The sequence below is a fragment of the Streptomyces sp. NPDC107581 genome (assembly GCF_055657175.1).
The window spans coordinates 93,605-108,741 of the sequence record NZ_JBVKBH010000011.1; the positions used below are offsets into that span (position 1 = coordinate 93,605).

At 70.1% G+C, this 15,137-nt stretch carries 13 protein-coding genes, 1 tRNA gene and 1 riboswitch; of the genes, 4 read left to right on the forward strand and 10 right to left on the reverse strand.

What is annotated here, in order from left to right:
- Nucleotides 1–177: 177 nt before the first annotated feature.
- Nucleotides 178–393: a hypothetical protein gene (locus tag ACZ7P3_RS26995; protein WP_472085632.1), complete on the reverse strand. Its 216-nt coding sequence runs from the start codon at nucleotides 391–393 to the stop codon at nucleotides 178–180.
- A 232-nt stretch (nucleotides 394–625) separates the two neighbouring features.
- Between ACZ7P3_RS26995 and ACZ7P3_RS27000 the strand changes: the two genes are divergently transcribed.
- A complete protein-coding gene (locus tag ACZ7P3_RS27000) occupies nucleotides 626–1,033 on the forward strand; it encodes a helix-turn-helix domain-containing protein (RefSeq protein ID WP_472085633.1) in 408 nt (135 codons plus the stop codon).
- Between the two features lie 311 nt (nucleotides 1,034–1,344).
- Nucleotides 1,345–1,596 carry a hypothetical protein gene (locus tag ACZ7P3_RS27005; protein ID WP_472085634.1) on the forward strand — a complete coding sequence of 84 codons (252 nt, stop codon included), beginning with the start codon at nucleotides 1,345–1,347 and terminating at the stop codon, nucleotides 1,594–1,596.
- Between the two features lie 115 nt (nucleotides 1,597–1,711).
- Here ACZ7P3_RS27005 and ACZ7P3_RS27010 read toward each other — a convergent pair.
- A tRNA-Leu gene (locus ACZ7P3_RS27010) sits at nucleotides 1,712–1,795 on the reverse strand.
- A gap of 391 nt (nucleotides 1,796–2,186) precedes the next feature.
- On the opposite strand from ACZ7P3_RS27010, the gene ACZ7P3_RS27015 reads away from it, so the two are divergent.
- Together ACZ7P3_RS27015 and ACZ7P3_RS27020 are read left to right on the forward strand one after the other, a co-directional pair.
- The gene (locus ACZ7P3_RS27015; protein WP_472085635.1) at nucleotides 2,187–2,957 is read left to right on the forward strand and encodes an ABC transporter ATP-binding protein; all 771 of its coding nucleotides are present in this window, start codon (nucleotides 2,187–2,189) and stop codon (nucleotides 2,955–2,957) included.
- Nucleotides 2,957–5,485 carry an ABC transporter permease gene (locus tag ACZ7P3_RS27020; RefSeq protein ID WP_472085636.1) on the forward strand — a complete coding sequence of 843 codons (2,529 nt, stop codon included), beginning with the start codon at nucleotides 2,957–2,959 and terminating at the stop codon, nucleotides 5,483–5,485. The genes ACZ7P3_RS27015 and ACZ7P3_RS27020 overlap by 1 nt, the downstream gene beginning before the upstream one ends.
- Before the next feature lie 55 nt (nucleotides 5,486–5,540).
- On the opposite strand, the gene ACZ7P3_RS27025 is transcribed toward ACZ7P3_RS27020, so the two are convergent.
- The 8 genes from ACZ7P3_RS27025 to ACZ7P3_RS27060 form a co-directional block, all read right to left on the reverse strand.
- Nucleotides 5,541–6,836, reverse strand: coding sequence for a class I SAM-dependent methyltransferase (locus ACZ7P3_RS27025; RefSeq protein WP_472085637.1), 1,296 nt, complete (start codon nucleotides 6,834–6,836; stop codon nucleotides 5,541–5,543).
- Nucleotides 6,837–7,102: 266 nt separating this feature from the next.
- Entirely contained in the window at nucleotides 7,103–8,482 is a 1,380-nt protein-coding gene (locus ACZ7P3_RS27030) for an NAD(P)/FAD-dependent oxidoreductase (protein ID WP_472085638.1), read from the reverse strand.
- Nucleotides 8,483–8,926: 444 nt separating this feature from the next.
- Nucleotides 8,927–9,868, reverse strand: a complete 942-nt coding sequence (locus ACZ7P3_RS27035; RefSeq protein WP_472085639.1) for a Ppx/GppA phosphatase family protein — start codon at nucleotides 9,866–9,868, stop codon at nucleotides 8,927–8,929.
- Nucleotides 9,869–9,974: 106 nt separating this feature from the next.
- Nucleotides 9,975–10,502: a DUF501 domain-containing protein gene (locus ACZ7P3_RS27040; protein WP_472085640.1), complete on the reverse strand. Its 528-nt coding sequence runs from the start codon at nucleotides 10,500–10,502 to the stop codon at nucleotides 9,975–9,977.
- A 28-nt stretch (nucleotides 10,503–10,530) separates the two neighbouring features.
- On the reverse strand, nucleotides 10,531–11,007 hold the full coding sequence (locus tag ACZ7P3_RS27045) for an FtsB family cell division protein (protein ID WP_472085641.1): 477 nt from the start codon (nucleotides 11,005–11,007) through the stop codon (nucleotides 10,531–10,533).
- A 153-nt stretch (nucleotides 11,008–11,160) separates the two neighbouring features.
- Entirely contained in the window at nucleotides 11,161–12,447 is a 1,287-nt protein-coding gene (eno, locus tag ACZ7P3_RS27050; RefSeq protein ID WP_472085642.1) for a phosphopyruvate hydratase, read from the reverse strand.
- 405 nt (nucleotides 12,448–12,852) lie between these two features.
- Entirely contained in the window at nucleotides 12,853–13,566 is a 714-nt protein-coding gene (locus ACZ7P3_RS27055) for a transglycosylase family protein (protein ID WP_472085643.1), read from the reverse strand.
- Between the two features lie 4 nt (nucleotides 13,567–13,570).
- Nucleotides 13,571–13,740, reverse strand: a riboswitch (cyclic di-AMP (ydaO/yuaA leader).
- Nucleotides 13,741–13,922: 182 nt separating this feature from the next.
- Nucleotides 13,923–14,993, reverse strand: a complete 1,071-nt coding sequence (locus ACZ7P3_RS27060; RefSeq protein WP_472085644.1) for a transglycosylase family protein — start codon at nucleotides 14,991–14,993, stop codon at nucleotides 13,923–13,925.
- Nucleotides 14,994–15,137 lie beyond the last annotated feature (144 nt).

Below are 15,137 nucleotides of genomic sequence, written 5' to 3' on the forward strand. Positions count from 1 at the left end.
ATGTTCGCGACGTGCTTGGTGACGTTGACCGTCTTGCCGAAGCTGAACTTCAGCCGGCCGAGGGCCTCACGGCCCGGCAGCAGCTCCGCGGACTCGCCGTCCAGCTCTCGCATGTCCATGCTCATGGTGAATGTCCTTTCCTTGGTTTCTGCGGTGGGTCGGGGTGGTGCGCGCGTGCTACTGGCTGACGCTGATGGTCTGCGAGGCGCCGGAGTCGGCCACCGACCACGAGGAGTGGTCGTTGAGGGCGGCGGACTCGTTGTGCGCGGAGATGTTCGCGACGTGCTTGGTGACGTTGACCGTCTTGCCGAAGCTGAACTTCAGCCGGCCGAGGGCCTCACGGCCCGGCAGCAGCTCCGCGGACTCGGCATCCAGCTCATGGGCGTTCATCATGATCAATTCCCCCTCGGGAAACAGGCAGTTCCGGTCGGATCGAGTCAGGTTCCCCCCGGACTCTGTCCAACTTGGTCGGACGGACTGTCCAACGAGATTGGACACTAGGCCCTCGCGGCACCCCCGCGCAACCCGTTCGGGGAATCACCCCTTCGGCGGCGCGGCCACCCGACCGTAGAATCGGCCCCGGCAGGGAGGGTTCGGCCGAGCCGCGAGCAGGAAGTGACCAACGGTGTCCAACGCACTGCAGCAGTTGATCCGCGAGCGCCTCGACCGCAAGGGCTGGTCCTACGGCGATGTGGCGCGCCGCGGCGGCGTGCCCCGCTCCACCGTCCACCACCTGGCCACCACGGACCGGGTGGTCCGTATGCCCCAGGCGGCCACGCTGGAGGGCCTGGCCAAGGGACTCGAACTACCGCTCGACACCCTGCGGCGCGCCGCGGCCGAGGCGTGCGGCATCCACGTGTACGGCACCCCGGCCGCCACGGACGCCGAGGGCGCGGCCTCCCGGCCCAGCGACCCCGAGGTGGACCTGCTCATCGCCAGCGTGCAGCAGCTCTCGGCCGACGACCGGCGGCACGTCGCCGCCCTGGTGGAGTCCCTGCTGGGCCGCTCCGCACAGCACACACCGGAGAAGTGACCCGCCCGCGCGGGCGACGGTGCCGGTCCGGGCGGACGACGACCTCGGCACGCCCGGAAGACGGTTCCGGCCCACCGGGGCGACGACCCCGGCCCGCGCGGACGACCGTTCCGGCCCACCGGGGCGACGCCCTCCGGCCCGCGCGGACGACGGTCCCGGTCCGTCCGGTGACCGCGAATGCCCACTCATCCGCCAAGTCGGAAAAAGATTTCAACTGCGGCCGAATGCGCCAAGATCCCCCGCTAGTCTCTCGTCCTGCCCGAGGAGCGAGAGCCGCACGACCCCGGGCTCTTGGGGGGAACGTGTTGTTCGTGCATGGCGGGCCGACCACCGCGGTGGTCCGGGGGCCCGCCGGTGAATCGGTCGTCCTGCTCTCCGGCGAGCTGCCCGAGGAGCTCACCGAGGAGGCGGTCTCCGGACTGCTGGACCTGGCCGCCGCGATCCTGGACGCGGACGAGCTGACCCTGTTCCACACCTGCCTGCGCACCCTGCGCGCGGGGGGCCTGCGGGCGGGCCGCCGCGTCGAGGTGGAGGGTGCCGTGCTGACGGTCTACGAAGGGTGAGAAGGCGCCGGACCGGCCGGCTGCGCACGCGCGGCCGGCCTCGGGAGGCGGCGGCGACACCATCGATCCGGACAACGCACCGATGCCCCGCACAGCCTCTCGCAGGCGCGGAAAGTGCCCGGAGCCGGACTTGAACCGGCACGCCCGCGAAGGGGCAGCGAGGTTTAAGCTCGCCGTGTCTGCATTCCACCATCCGGGCAGGCCATGGGGCTCCGCTTCGAGTTCCGAGCCTATCGGGAGGCATCCCCCGAACAGCGGAAGGGTGGACCGATGTTGTCTTATTTTATTGACTTCTGAGGGCGCATCAGCCCGAGAAACACGCCATCAGCACTTGCCAATAGCCTGGCGTGGCACGGGTGCGCGCGCACGCGGAATGACGGAATTTCACCTACCGAACGAGGGCGCTCCACCTGTTCTCGACAAAGCCGGTCTCGGGGTCGCCCGTCCTCCCCAGGTATGACACGGCCCCCTCGCGTCCGACCGAAGTCGCCCCTCGGAACGGGAACAGCGACTGACTCCAGGGGCTCCTCGGGCCGGGACGATGGATCAGTCCCCACGAACTGACGTCGTCCCGACAGGAGCACCCTCCCGTGACCACCACACCCACCGCCGGCCGGACCACGGCCGTGGCCGCACGCGCCACGGAGCTGTCGAAGATCTACGGGCAGGGCGAGACCCGGGTGGTCGCCCTGGACCGGGTCTCCGTCGACTTCCGGCAGGCCGAGTTCACCGCGATCATGGGCCCGTCCGGTTCCGGCAAGTCCACGCTGATGCACTGCGTGGCCGGCCTGGACAGCTTCTCCTCGGGATCCGTGCGGATCGGCGAGACCGAGCTGGGCTCGCTGAAGGACAAGCAGCTCACCAAGTTGCGCCGGGACAAGATCGGCTTCATCTTCCAGGCCTTCAACCTGCTGCCGACGCTGACCGCGCTGGAGAACATCACCCTGCCGATGGACATCGCGGGCCGCAAGCCGGACAAGGCGTGGCTGGACCAGGTGATCCAGATGGTCGGGCTGTCCGGGCGGCTCAGCCACCGGCCCTCCCAGCTGTCCGGCGGCCAGCAGCAGCGGGTCGCCGTCGCCCGTGCGCTCGCCTCCAGGCCCGAGATCATCTTCGGTGACGAGCCGACCGGAAACCTCGACTCGCGCTCGGGCGCCGAGGTGCTGGGCTTTCTGCGCAACTCCGTGCGCGAGCTGGGGCAGACGGTGGTCATGGTGACCCACGACCCGGTGGCGGCGGCCTACGCGGACCGCGTGGTCTTCCTCGCCGACGGCCGGATCGTGGACGAGATCTACGCCCCGACGTCCGAGGCCGTCCTCGACCTCATGAAGCAGTTCGACGCGAAGGGCCGTACCAGCTGATGTTCCGCACAGCCCTGCGCAACGTACTCGCGCACAAGGCCCGGCTCCTGATGACCGTGCTCGCCGTCATGCTCGGCGTGGCGTTCGTGTCCGGGACCCTGGTCTTCACCAACACCATCTCCGACGCCTACCAGAAGAGCTCCGCCAAGGGCTTCGACCACGTCGACGTCGCCGTCCGGGCCAAGTACCAGGACTCCGAGGGCAACAAGGTCGGCAAGACCCCCGAGCTGACCCAGGCGCTGCTCGACAAGGCCGCGAAGACCCCGGGCGCCGCCTCGGCGACCGGTGTGGTCACCGGCTTCACCGCGATCGCCGACAAGGACGGCAAACTGGTCGGCGGCGGCTGGCAGTCCGAGGGCGGCAACTACTCGGGCACCAAGGACGTCCGCTACCCGCTGACGAGCGGCAGTGCGCCGCACGGCAGGAACGAGGTGCTGATCGACTCCAAGACCGCCGAGCGCGCCGGCTACAAGGTCGGCGACACCGTGCGCGTCTCCGTCGACGGCCCGGTCCTCACCCCGCGCATCAGCGGCATCTTCACCACCGACGACGGCAACGTGGCCGCCGGCGGCAGCCTCGCCCTGTTCGACACGCCCACCGCGCAGGCGCTGTTCGGCAAGAAGGGCGCCTACGACGAGATCGACGTCAAGGCGGCGCCGGGGACCAGCCAGAGCGCGCTCAAGGCCGGGCTGGACAAGGCGCTGCCCTCGCACCTGGTGGAGACCACCACCGGCAAGAAGCTCGCCGACGACCAGGCGCAGCAGATCTCCTCCTCGATGAGCGGTCTGAAGCAGGGCCTGCTGGTGTTCGCCGGCATCGCCCTGTTCGTCGGCACGTTCATCATCGCCAACACCTTCACCATGCTGGTCGCCCAGCGCACCAAGGAACTGGCCCTGCTGCGGGCCGTCGGCGCCTCCCGCCGCCAGGTCACCCGGTCGGTGCTGATCGAGGCGTTCGTGGTCGGCACCGTCGCCGGTGTGACCGGTCTGGTCGCCGGCATCGGCATCGGCGCGGGACTGCGCGGCCTGCTGGGCTCCTTCGGCGCGAGCATGCCGGACGGACCGCTGGTGATCACGCCGGGCACCGTGCTGGCCGCGCTCGCCGTCGGCATCGTCATCACCGTGCTGGCCGCCTGGCTGCCGGGCCGCCGGGCCGCGAAGATCCCGCCGGTGGCGGCGATGAGCAGCGTGCACGCCCAGGCGACCACCAAGTCGCTGGTGCTGCGCAACACGCTCGGCGCCCTGTTCTCGGCGGCCGGCGTCGCGGTGGTCCTCGCGGCCACGTCGATGGACGGCTCCGACGGCCAGGGCCCGATGGGGCTCGGTGCGGTCCTGCTCATCATCGGCGTGTTCATCCTGACCCCGCTGCTGTCCCGTCCGCTGATCGCGGCCGCCGCCCCGGTGCTGCGGGTGTTCGGTGTCTCGGGCCGGCTGGCCCGCCAGAACTCGGTGCGCAATCCGCGCCGTACGGCGGCCACGGCCTCCGCGCTGATGATCGGCCTGACCCTGATCACCGGGATGACGGTGATGGCGGGCAGCCTGCAGACGGCGATCGACAAGATGGCCAGCTCGGCGGTCCGCGCGGACTACGTCGTCTCGATGGCCAACCGCGGCCCGCTCTCCCCCGACGTGGCGAAGAAGCTCGCCGCCGCCGGCGGGGTCACCGCCAGCAGCCCGCTGCGCAACGCGGAATCGCGCATCGACGGCAAGACCGAGTTCCTGACCGGCGTCAACGGCTCGGTGATCGGCGAGCTGACGGACCTGAAGGTGCAGGACGGCTCGTTCAAGGTCGGCGGCTCGCAGGTCGTCGTGGACAAGGAGCGGGCCAAGGAGTACGGCTGGCGGGCCGGTTCCCGGTTCACCGCGCACTACGAGGACGGGAAGGCGCAGAAGCTGACGGTCGCCGGGATCTACGAGGGCAACGACCTGCTCAACGGGATCATCGTCGACAACAAGGCCATCACCCCGCACCTGAAGGACCCGGCCGACATGCAGGTCATGGTCAAGACGGCGGGCGGCGCCTCCGACGCGACCAAGGACAAGCTGGAGAACGTCCTCGGCCCCAACCCGGCGATCAAGGTGCAGGACAAGCAGGACATCTCCAACGACATCGCGAAGATGTTCACGCTGATGCTGAACATGGTCTACGGCCTGCTCGGCATGGCGGTGATCGTCGCGGTCCTCGGCGTCATCAACACGCTGGCCATGTCGGTCTTCGAGCGCTCCCAGGAGATCGGGATGCTCCGCGCGATCGGCCTGGACCGCAAGGCGGTCAAGCGGATGGTCCGCCTGGAGTCCCTGGTGATCTCGCTGTTCGGCGGGGTCCTCGGCATCGGCCTGGGCGTCTTCTTCGGCTGGGCGGCCGGTGAGCTGCTCGGTACCAAGATGCCGACCTACGAACTGGTGCTGCCCTGGGGCCGGATGACGGTCTTCCTGCTGCTGGCGGCGGTGGTCGGCGTGCTGGCGGCGCTGTGGCCGGCCCGGCGCGCGGCCCGGCTGAACATGCTGGCGGCGATCAAGGCCGAGTAGCACCGCGGCGACGAAGGGCCCCGCTCTGCCGGTGCAGAGCGGGGCCCTTCGCGTGTCAGCCGTGCCAGGTGCGGGTGCGCAGCGGCAGGCCGGAGCCGCCCGACTCGGGGGTGCGCACGGCCAGCACCTGGTTGACGCCGATGCGGTTGCGTTCGAAGGCGAGCGCGGAGGCGGCCATGTACAGGCGCCAGACGCGGGCGCGGCCGGCGCCGGCGAGACGGATCGCGCGGTCCCAGTCGGCCTCCAGCCTGGTGACCCAGTGGCGCAGGGTGTGGGCGTAGTGCTCGCGGATGGACTCCACGTCCCGGACCTCGAAGCCGGCGCGTTCCAGCTGGGTGACGGTGGTGCCGACCGGGGCGAGTTCGCCGTCCGGGAAGACGTAGGCGTCGATGAACCGGTCGGTCTCGTAGGTCGATTCGTCGCGCTGCGGGCGGCGGGCGATCTGGTGGTTGAGCAGCCGCCCGCCGGGCTTGAGCAGGGCGTACAGGGTGCTCGCGTACTCCAGGTAGCGTTCGGCGCCGACGTGCTCGGCCATGCCGATGGAGGAGAGGGCGTCGTAGGGGCCGTCCACGACGTCCCGGTAGTCCTGGACCCTGATCTCGACCCGGTCGGCCAGGCCCTCGTCGGCGACGCGCTTGCGGGCGTAGACGGCCTGCTCCTGGGAGAGGGTGATGCCGACGACGTTCACCCCGTGCTCACGGGCCGCGTGCAGGGCCATCGAGCCCCAGCCGCAGCCGACGTCCAGCAGCCGCCGGCCGGGCGCCAGGCCGAGCTTGCGGCAGACCAGTTCGAGCTTGTCGCGCTGGGCCGACTCCAGGGTGGCGTCGTCTCCGGCCTCCCAATACGCGCACGAATACACCATCGACGGGCCGAGGACGAGTTCGTAGAAGTCGTTGCCGACGTCGTAGTGGTGGCTGATGGCCCGCTTGTCGCTGTGCCGGGTGTGCAGATGGCCGCGTCTGCGGGCCTCCTCGCGCGGCGGGGCGGGCGGGATCGGCGGTCCGGCGAGCCTCAGCAGCTCGCGGGCCGCGGCCCGAACGTCCGGATCGCGCAGGGCCTGGACGAGGGTACGGGCGTCCTCCCCGCGTTCCCAGATCAGTCCGGCCATGGCTTCGAGCGCGGTGTACAGGTCGCCCTCGATGTCCAGGTCCCCGGAGACCCAGGCGCGGGCCAGGCCCAGCTCGCCCGGTTTGAAGAGCAGTCGGCGCAGGGCACGGCGGTTGCGGACGACGAAGACGGGGGCTCCCGGCGGTCCGGCCTGGGAACCGTCCCAGGCGCGGATCCGCACCGGCAGCGGCACTCCCAGCACCTGCTCGGCAACACTTGTCAGCCGCGACGCGGCGTCGGCCATGGCGCACACCTCCAAGACGACGATCCCGGATGTCCGTTCACCACGTAAACACCGACGACCGCCCGACGCAGTCCCGCAAAGGGGTTGCGGCGCCTCTTTTTTTCGGCCGCGGCGGCGGCACGCCCCGCCGGCGGATCAAGGCGGTGCCGAACCGGCCGTCACGACGCCGCGGAAATCCCCCCATTGCCGGGGAGCCCCCGCAACGCCGAAGGACCCCCTGCACCACGGATGGCAGGGGGTCCTTCGGGTGGATCGGCGACCGGAGGTCAGGAGGCCTTGGCCTTCTCGGTCTTGCTCGCGGCGGCGACCGGCGCCGGCTTGGCGGCCTCGTAGAACTCGTCGCGGGGGTTCTCCATGGCGCCGAGCGAGACGACCTCGCGCTTGAGGAACATGCCGAGGGTCCAGTCGGCGAAGATGCGGATCTTGCGGTTCCAGGTCGGCATCGCCAGACCGTGGTAGCCACGGTGCATGTACCAGGCGAGGCGGCCCTTGAGCTTGATCTTCATCTTGCCCATGACGATCATCGCGACGCCCTTGTGCAGGCCGAGACCGGCGACCGCACCCTTGTTGGCGTGGCTGTACTCCTTCTGCGGGAAGCCCCGCATGCCGGAGACCACGTTGTCGCCGAGGACCTTGGCCTGGCGCAGCGCGTGCTGGGCGTTCGGCGGGCACCAGGCGTTCTCGACGCCGGCCTTGCGGGCGGCGACGTCCGGCACCTGGGCGTTGTCGCCCGCGGCCCAGATGTAGTCCGTGCCCTGGACCTGGAGGGTGGGCGCGCAGTCGACGTGACCGCGCGGACCCAGCGGGAGGCCGAAGCGGGACAGAGCCGGGTTGGGCTTGACGCCGGCCGTCCAGACGATGGTGTTGGAGTCGACCTCGAGGCCGTTCTTCAGCACGACGTGGCCGTCGACGCAGGAGTCCATCGAGGTGGAGAGGTAGATCTCCACGCCGCGGCTCTCCAGGTGCTCCTTGCCGTACTGGCCGAGCTTGGGGCCGACCTCGGGGAGGATCTTGTCGGCGGCGTCGACGAGGACGAAGCGCATGTCCTCGCGCGACACGTTGTTGTAGTACTTGGCCGCGTCCCGGGCCATGTCCTCGACCTCGCCGATGGTCTCCGCGCCCGCGAAGCCACCGCCGATGAAGACGAAGGTGAGCGCCTTGCGGCGGATCTCCTCGTCGGTCGTGGAGTCGGCCTTGTCCAGCTGTTCGAGGACGTGGTTGCGCAGGCCGATGGACTCCTCGATGCCCTTCATGCCGATGCCCTGCTCGGCGAGGCCGGGGATCGGGAAGGTGCGGGAAACCGCGCCCATCGCGATGACCAGGTAGTCGAAGGGCAGCTCGTACGCCTCGCCCACGAGGGGGGCGATCGTGGCGACCTTGCGGTCCTGGTCGATGGTGGTGACCCGGCCGGTGAGGACCTCCGCCTTCGGCAGCACGCGTCGCAACGGGACGACGACGTGGCGAGGGGAGATGCTGCCGGCGGCGGCTTCGGGGAGGAAGGGCTGGTAGGTCATGTACGACCGGGGGTCGACGACCGTGACGGTCGCCTCGCCGTAGCGCATCTTCTTGAGAATGCGCCGAGCTGCGTACAGGCCTACGTACCCACCGCCTACTACGAGGATCCTGGGACGCTCCGTGGTGCTCATGCCATCGAGTATCCACCCGCCCCGGGAGGGGTGCTCGTGCGCCCCTTCACAAGGTCTGACAGGCCCTGTGCTAAACTCCGCGGCTCGCGTGACACAGGCCATGACCCCGGAGGGGAACCACGGGGTGGTCTGACCCGTTGTCAAGGCCGCGTGAGCTGCCTCTCTGGGCGACCGGGGCGCTCGTGAGCACCTCGCAACACCCCCGGAGCGAACCCTTCCGAGCCCTTCTCGCGCCTGCCGTCTGAACATGTTCAAACGGCTTGGCGGCCCCCGGAAGGGCCAACCGGGCCCGTTTCACGGTTCCACGAGGCGGAATTCCTTGTGAAGAACTTCACGAACTTTTCCGACCGGCCGTCACCGAGGGGCCCTTGAGGACCCCTCGGCCCCGCTCAGACGTTATCCGACCTGCTCAGCCGACGGCTACTGGTCAGTAACAAAAGAGAGCTACGCCACCGACCACGCGATGCCGTCGAGGATGTCGTGCTCGCTGACGACGACCTCCTCGGCCCCGATCCGCTCCATGATCGCGAGCAGGACGAGGGCGCCCGCACCGATGACGTCGACGCGGCCCGGGTGCATGGAGGGGATCCGCGCACGCTCGGCGTGCGTGGAGCGCAGCAGCCGCTCGGTGATCTCACGGACGCGCTCGTGCGAGATGCGCGAGTGATGGATGCGCCCGGAGTCGTACTCGGGCAGGTCCTGGGCGATCGCGGACACCGTGGTCACCGAGCCGGCGAGGCCGACCAGGGTGTGCGCCTCACGCAGCGGGACCGTCTGCTCGGCGAGGTCGAGGGCGGCCTCGACGTCGGCCCTTATCGCGGCGATCTGCTCCTCGGTGGGCGGGTCGCTCACCTTGCCGTCGTGCACCAGGTGCCGTTCGGTCATCCGCACACAGCCGATGTCCACGGACCGCGCGGCCCGTACGTGGTCGTCGCCGACGACGAACTCGGTGGAGCCGCCGCCGATGTCCACGACGAGGTAGGGCCGGGTGAGGTCGTCACGGCCCTTGAGTTCCGCGGTGGCGCCGGTGAAGGAGAACTCGGCCTCCTGGTCGCCGGTGATGACCTCGGGCTCGACGCCGAGGATGTCGAGGACGCCGCGCACGAAGTCCTCGCGGTTCTGCGCGTCCCGGGAGGCGGAGGTGGCGACGAAGCGGAGCTTCTCGGCGCCGTGCTCCTTGATGATCCCGGCGTACTCGCGGCAGGCGGCGAAGGTCCGCTCCAGCGCCTCCGGGGCGAGCCGGCCGGTGCGGTCGACGCCCTGGCCGAGCCGCACGATCGTCATCCGGCGGTCCAGGTCGACGAGTTCACCCGTCTCCGGGTCCGCGTCCGCGACCAGCAGACGGATGGAGTTCGTACCGCAGTCGATGGCGGCGACGCGGGTCATGGGCAGATCCTTCTCTTCGGCGTTCCGGCCGGCGGGGCCGGGTGGAGGATGGACGGGGCCGGGGGTCCGGGGAGCCGGACCCTGCGGGACGACGGGTGCCCGGCGGTCACTCCGCGGCGGCGCCCGGCACGACACACGGCCCCTTGGCCCACCACTCGGGCAGCATGGCGATCGCCTCGTCGCCGAGGGGGTTCACGCCCGGTCCCGCGGCCAGCGAGTGGGCGACGAGGACGTGCAGGCACTTCACACGGTCGGGCATGCCGCCCGCGCTCGGGAAGCCCTCCAGGACGTCGATCTCGTCCCGGCGCCGGATGTAGTCCTCGTGCGCGGCCCGGTAGGCGGCGGCCAGCTCGGGGTCGCTCTGCAGCCGGTCGGACATCTCCTTCATGACGCCGTTCGCCTCCAGCGTGCCGATCGCCGAGGCGGCACGCGGGCACGTCAGGTAGTACGTCGTGGGGAAGGGCGTGCCGTCCGGAAGCCTCGGGGCGGTCTCCACGACGTCCGGCTGCCCGCACGGGCACCGGTGCGCGATCGCCCGCAGCCCGCGCGGCGGACGGCCGAGCTGCTGCTTGAAGGCCTCGACGTCCGCGTCGGTCGGCTCGGTGCGCGGAGTGGGCGGCGGAGGCGTTTCCATGACTGTCTTCAGCTGTCTTTCTGTCGGTTCACTGGTCGGAGGCATCGGACTTGTCGACCCCGTCCCAGACGTTCGCGTACCAGGGCCGGTGGGCGGCCCCGAGACCGGCGCGGGACTGCTTGGCCGCGCCCGGGTCGATCACGACGTACCCGGTCTCACCGGGCATCACATAGTGCAGCCGGCGCCGGATCTGCTGCTCGGCATAGGCGTCGTCCTGCCAGCGCGCCTTGAGGTCGCGCAGCTGCTCGACGCGCTGGCGGGCCTGCCGCTGCTGCCGCTGTACGTCGGCGATCTCGGCGCGCTGGGACACGTACTGCCGCATCGGATAGGCGAGGGCGACGATCAGCGAGCACAGCACCAGCGCGAGCAGCGCGGCGCGCCCGGTGAGCCGGGAGCGGCGGGCCTGCCGCTTGGTCTGGGAGCGGTAGACCCGGGCCGCCGTCTGCTCGCCGAGCAGCCTGAGCCTGGTCGCGGTGGAGAAACGGTCCCGGTCCTTCACGGCCATCTGGCTCTCCGCCTCCCCTTTCACGTGCGTACGTCCCCGCACACGGTACGGGACCGAGTACGGGGACGTACGTACGACTGGCTGGGTCATGCCCCTGTGCGGGTCAGCCCTTGCCGCGCCCGACGGTCCGCCGGGCGGACGTGCGGGGGACGCTCAGCCCTTGAAGCGCGGGAACGCGCTGCGGCCGGCGTACACCGCGGCGTCGTCGAGGATCTCCTCGATGCGCAGCAGCTGGTTGTACTTGGCGACGCGCTCGGAGCGGGCCGGGGCGCCGGTCTTGATCTGGCCGCAGTTGGTGGCGACGGCGAGGTCGGCGATGGTGACGTCCTCGGTCTCGCCGGAGCGGTGGGACATCATGCACTTGAAGCCGCTGCGCTGGGCCAGCTCGACGGCGTCCAGGGTCTCGGTCAGCGAGCCGATCTGGTTCACCTTGACGAGCAGGGCGTTGGCGGTGCCCTCCTCGATGCCGCGGGCGAGGCGCTCGGGGTTGGTGACGAACAGGTCGTCGCCGACCAGCTGGACCTTGTCGCCGAGCTTGTCGGTGATGACCTTCCAGCCGGCCCAGTCGTCCTCGAACAGCGGGTCCTCGATGGAGACCAGCGGGTAGGCCGCCACCAGCTCCTCGTAGTACTCCGTCATCTCGGCGGCGGAGCGCTCCTTGCCCTCGAAGAGGTACGTGCCGTCCTTGTAGAACTCGGAGGCGGCGACGTCGAGCGCCAGGGCGATCTGCTCGCCGGGGGCGTAACCGGCTTCCTTGATGGCCTCGAGGATGAGGTCGAGGGCCTCGCGGTTCGAGCCGAGGTTCGGGGCGAAGCCGCCCTCGTCGCCGAGGCCGGTGGACAGGCCGCGGCCCTTCAGCACCTTCTTGAGGGTGTGGTAGACCTCGGTGCCCCAGCGCAGGGCCTCGGAGAAGGACTCCGCGCCGATCGGGGCGATCATGAACTCCTGGATGTCCACGTTGGAGTCGGCGTGCGAGCCGCCGTTCAGGATGTTCATCATCGGCACCGGCAGCAGGTGCGCGTTGGGGCCGCCCAGGTAGCGGAAGAGCGGGAGGTCGCTGGCCTCGGAGGCGGCGTGGGCGACGGCGAGGGAGACGCCGAGGATGGCGTTGGCGCCGAGGGAACCCTTGTTGTCGGTGGCGTCCAGGTCGAACATGGCCTGGTCGATCAGGCGCTGCTCGGTGGCGTCGTAGCCGACCAGCTCGGGGCCGATCTGCTCGATGACGGCGAGGACGGCCTTCTCCACGCCCTTGCCCTGGTAGCGGTTCGGGTCACCGTCGCGCAGCTCGATGGCCTCGAAGGCACCGGTGGAGGCGCCGGACGGAACGGCGGCACGACCCGTGCTGCCGTCGTCGAGGCCGACCTCGACCTCGACCGTGGGGTTGCCTCGGGAGTCCAGGATTTCCCGGGCTACGACGACGTCGATGGACGGCACGAGCATCTCCTTCGTGGATGTGACGCTGGTTGTGCGGGCTGGTGTGCCTTGCGACTAGAGCCTAACCGTCCCGGGGGCGCCGACCGTCGACCGACCGCCCGTGGACAGGGAGACCGTACCCATTGTTTACGCACGGAACAAAGGGACGTCCGGATGAGGCCCGGCCGAAGACTGGGGAAACGGGGCGGGGACACGGAGCGGGGCGGCCGGGCAGGGCGGCCGGGCGGGGCGGCCGGGCGGGGCGGCCGGGCGGGGCGGCCGGGCGGGGGAACAAACAACCCCGCCCCGGCGCGTACGGGGGAACACGCGCCGGGGCGGGGAGCCCGTGGGGACGGGGGGATGACCCTCACGAGGCCTTCAGAGTGGGGGCCGGCCTTGTGAGGGCGCTGTGGTCCGGGTGGGAGCCAGGTGTCACTTCAGGTGCAGCTGCTGGCCCGGGTAGATGAGGTCGGCGTCCTCGACGATGTCCTTGTTCAGCTGGAACAGCTTGTTCCAGCCGCCCTTGACACCGTGCTTCTCGGCGATGGAGCTGAGGGTGTCACCCGTGGCGACCTTGTACTCGCCGTCGCCCTTCTTGACCTTCTTGCCGGCCGGGGTGGTGACGGTCTTGCTCGCGGCCGGGCGCTCGGCGGAGCGGGAGGCGGCCTGCGGGTCGGTGGAGCGGGTGGTGGTGCTCGGCGCGGTGGTCTTCGGCGCAGCGGTCTTCGACCCGGTGGTCTTGGACTCGGTGGTGGGGGCCGGACCGTTGTTGGGGGTGCTGGACAGGCCCGTGCCGCAGACCGGCCAGGCGCCCTTGCCCTGGGCGGCGAGGACCTTCTCGGCGACGGCGATCTGCTGCGCCTTGGTGGCCTGGTTGGCCTGCGCGGCGTACTGCGTACCGCCGTAGGCGGCCCAGGTGGAGGCGGAGAACTGCACGCCGCCGTAGTAGCCGTTGCCGGTGTTGATGGACCAGTTGCCGCCGGACTCGCACTGGGCGACCGCGTCCCACTCGGAGGTGGTGGCGGCGGAGGCGTTGCCGGCCGCCATCAGCGGGGCGGCGACAGCGGCACCGGTGACACCGGCCAGCGCGATGACGCGAGTGGCCTTGGACGGACGACGGTGCTTGCCCTTGCCGGAAAACAGCATGGATCGATCCCCTCACCGACGCCTGCGAGGTGAGCTGTCGGGTTCGGGCCGGTTGAGTTGCCCGGCCGCACCTCCTGGAGAGGCACGGCTTCACCCCAAGCCGGATCCAGCTTCAACTGCTGGGCCCGGCACTTACCTTGGGTCCCCCGCTCCTGCCTACGGCGCATGACGCGACGACTGTTCCCGGGCAACCGCTGGCAGGATTCGGCGTTGCGACTGCCGGGGCTCGTGGTGACGAGCGGCCTTGACCGTAGACATGCCCACGGCGGAATTTCAAAGACGATCAGGGCTTCTGAGACTCATCCCACACTTTCGCCAAAACGGACATTAGGCGTGAAGCGGGGCGTCAACTCCCGCTACTTTGCACCCTTTTCCGCAGTGACATCCAGGGCCTGACCGGGGGTGATGTCGTTCGGGTCGGTGCCGATGACCTTCTTGTTCCCGGCGTAGAGCGCGTGCCATCCGCCGTCGACACCAAGGGAGTCGGCGATGGAGACGAGGGTGTCGCCCTCGCGGACGGTGTAGGTGCCCGCATCACGGGAGGCGTGGCGGCCCGACGAGGTGGCATCCTGACCGTTTGTCATGTTTTCATCCGCACTGCCGCCACGGTGGCGTCCGCCACTGGTGAGGGCGCCGGTGTCCACCAGGCTCCAAGAGCCGCCGGTCTGCTGGGAATTGTCCGAATCCTCCGTAGCGGGATCCGTGGTGGCCGACCCGCTCCCCTGCGCGCCCCCGGAACCGGGCGAGGTGGATTTGTCGGACTTGGGGGTTTCAGCGGTGTTGCCCTTACTGTCCACCTTGTCCTCGTTCTTACCCTGACCCTTGCCGGAGTCCGTGTCCCCGCCCGAGGACGGCTTGGCGGTCGTCTCGGAGGAGGAGTCCGACGAGTCCGACGAAGGTGACGAAGACGATGAATCCGGCAGGTCGGACGAGTCGGAATCACCGGCGGAGCCGGACGAGTCCTTGGACCCGGAGGAGTCACCGGAGCCCGACGCGTCCTGGTCCGACGAGCCCGAGCCGCCGACACCCGTGTCGACGTCCACGGAGCCGGAGTTCGAGGTCAGACCGGAGAGCAGGGCGCAGGTGGCCCAGGGAGTGGTGCCCTGGTCGGCGAGGATCTTCTCGGCGACGGCGATCTGCTGCGAGCGGCTGGCCTGGTCGGCGCTGTAGGCGTACTGCGAGCCGCCGTACCTGTTCCAGTCGTCCTGGGAGATCTGCAGGCCGCCGTAGTACCCGTTGCCGGTGGCCGCGCTCCAGGAACCTCCGCTCTCGCACTCGGCCACCTTGTCCCACGTGGTGCCGTCGGCCGCGTTGGCGCTCGCGGCGCCGAGGAGCGGGATGGCGATGGCGGAGCCGGTCACTCCGGCCGCGACGAGGAGAGCCGGAGCCTGACGGGGGCGACGGTGACGACCGTTCCCGGAGAGCATGCGGAAGCCTTTCGTGCGACAACGGAGGGGCGCGGCGGATGAAGCTGGGCGCCGCGCTGATGGGTGAACGTATAGGCAGACGATCACTTGTCACAAGTTAATGCCGCACAGATCACGTGAAGATCACAGAATTGACGTCTGCCG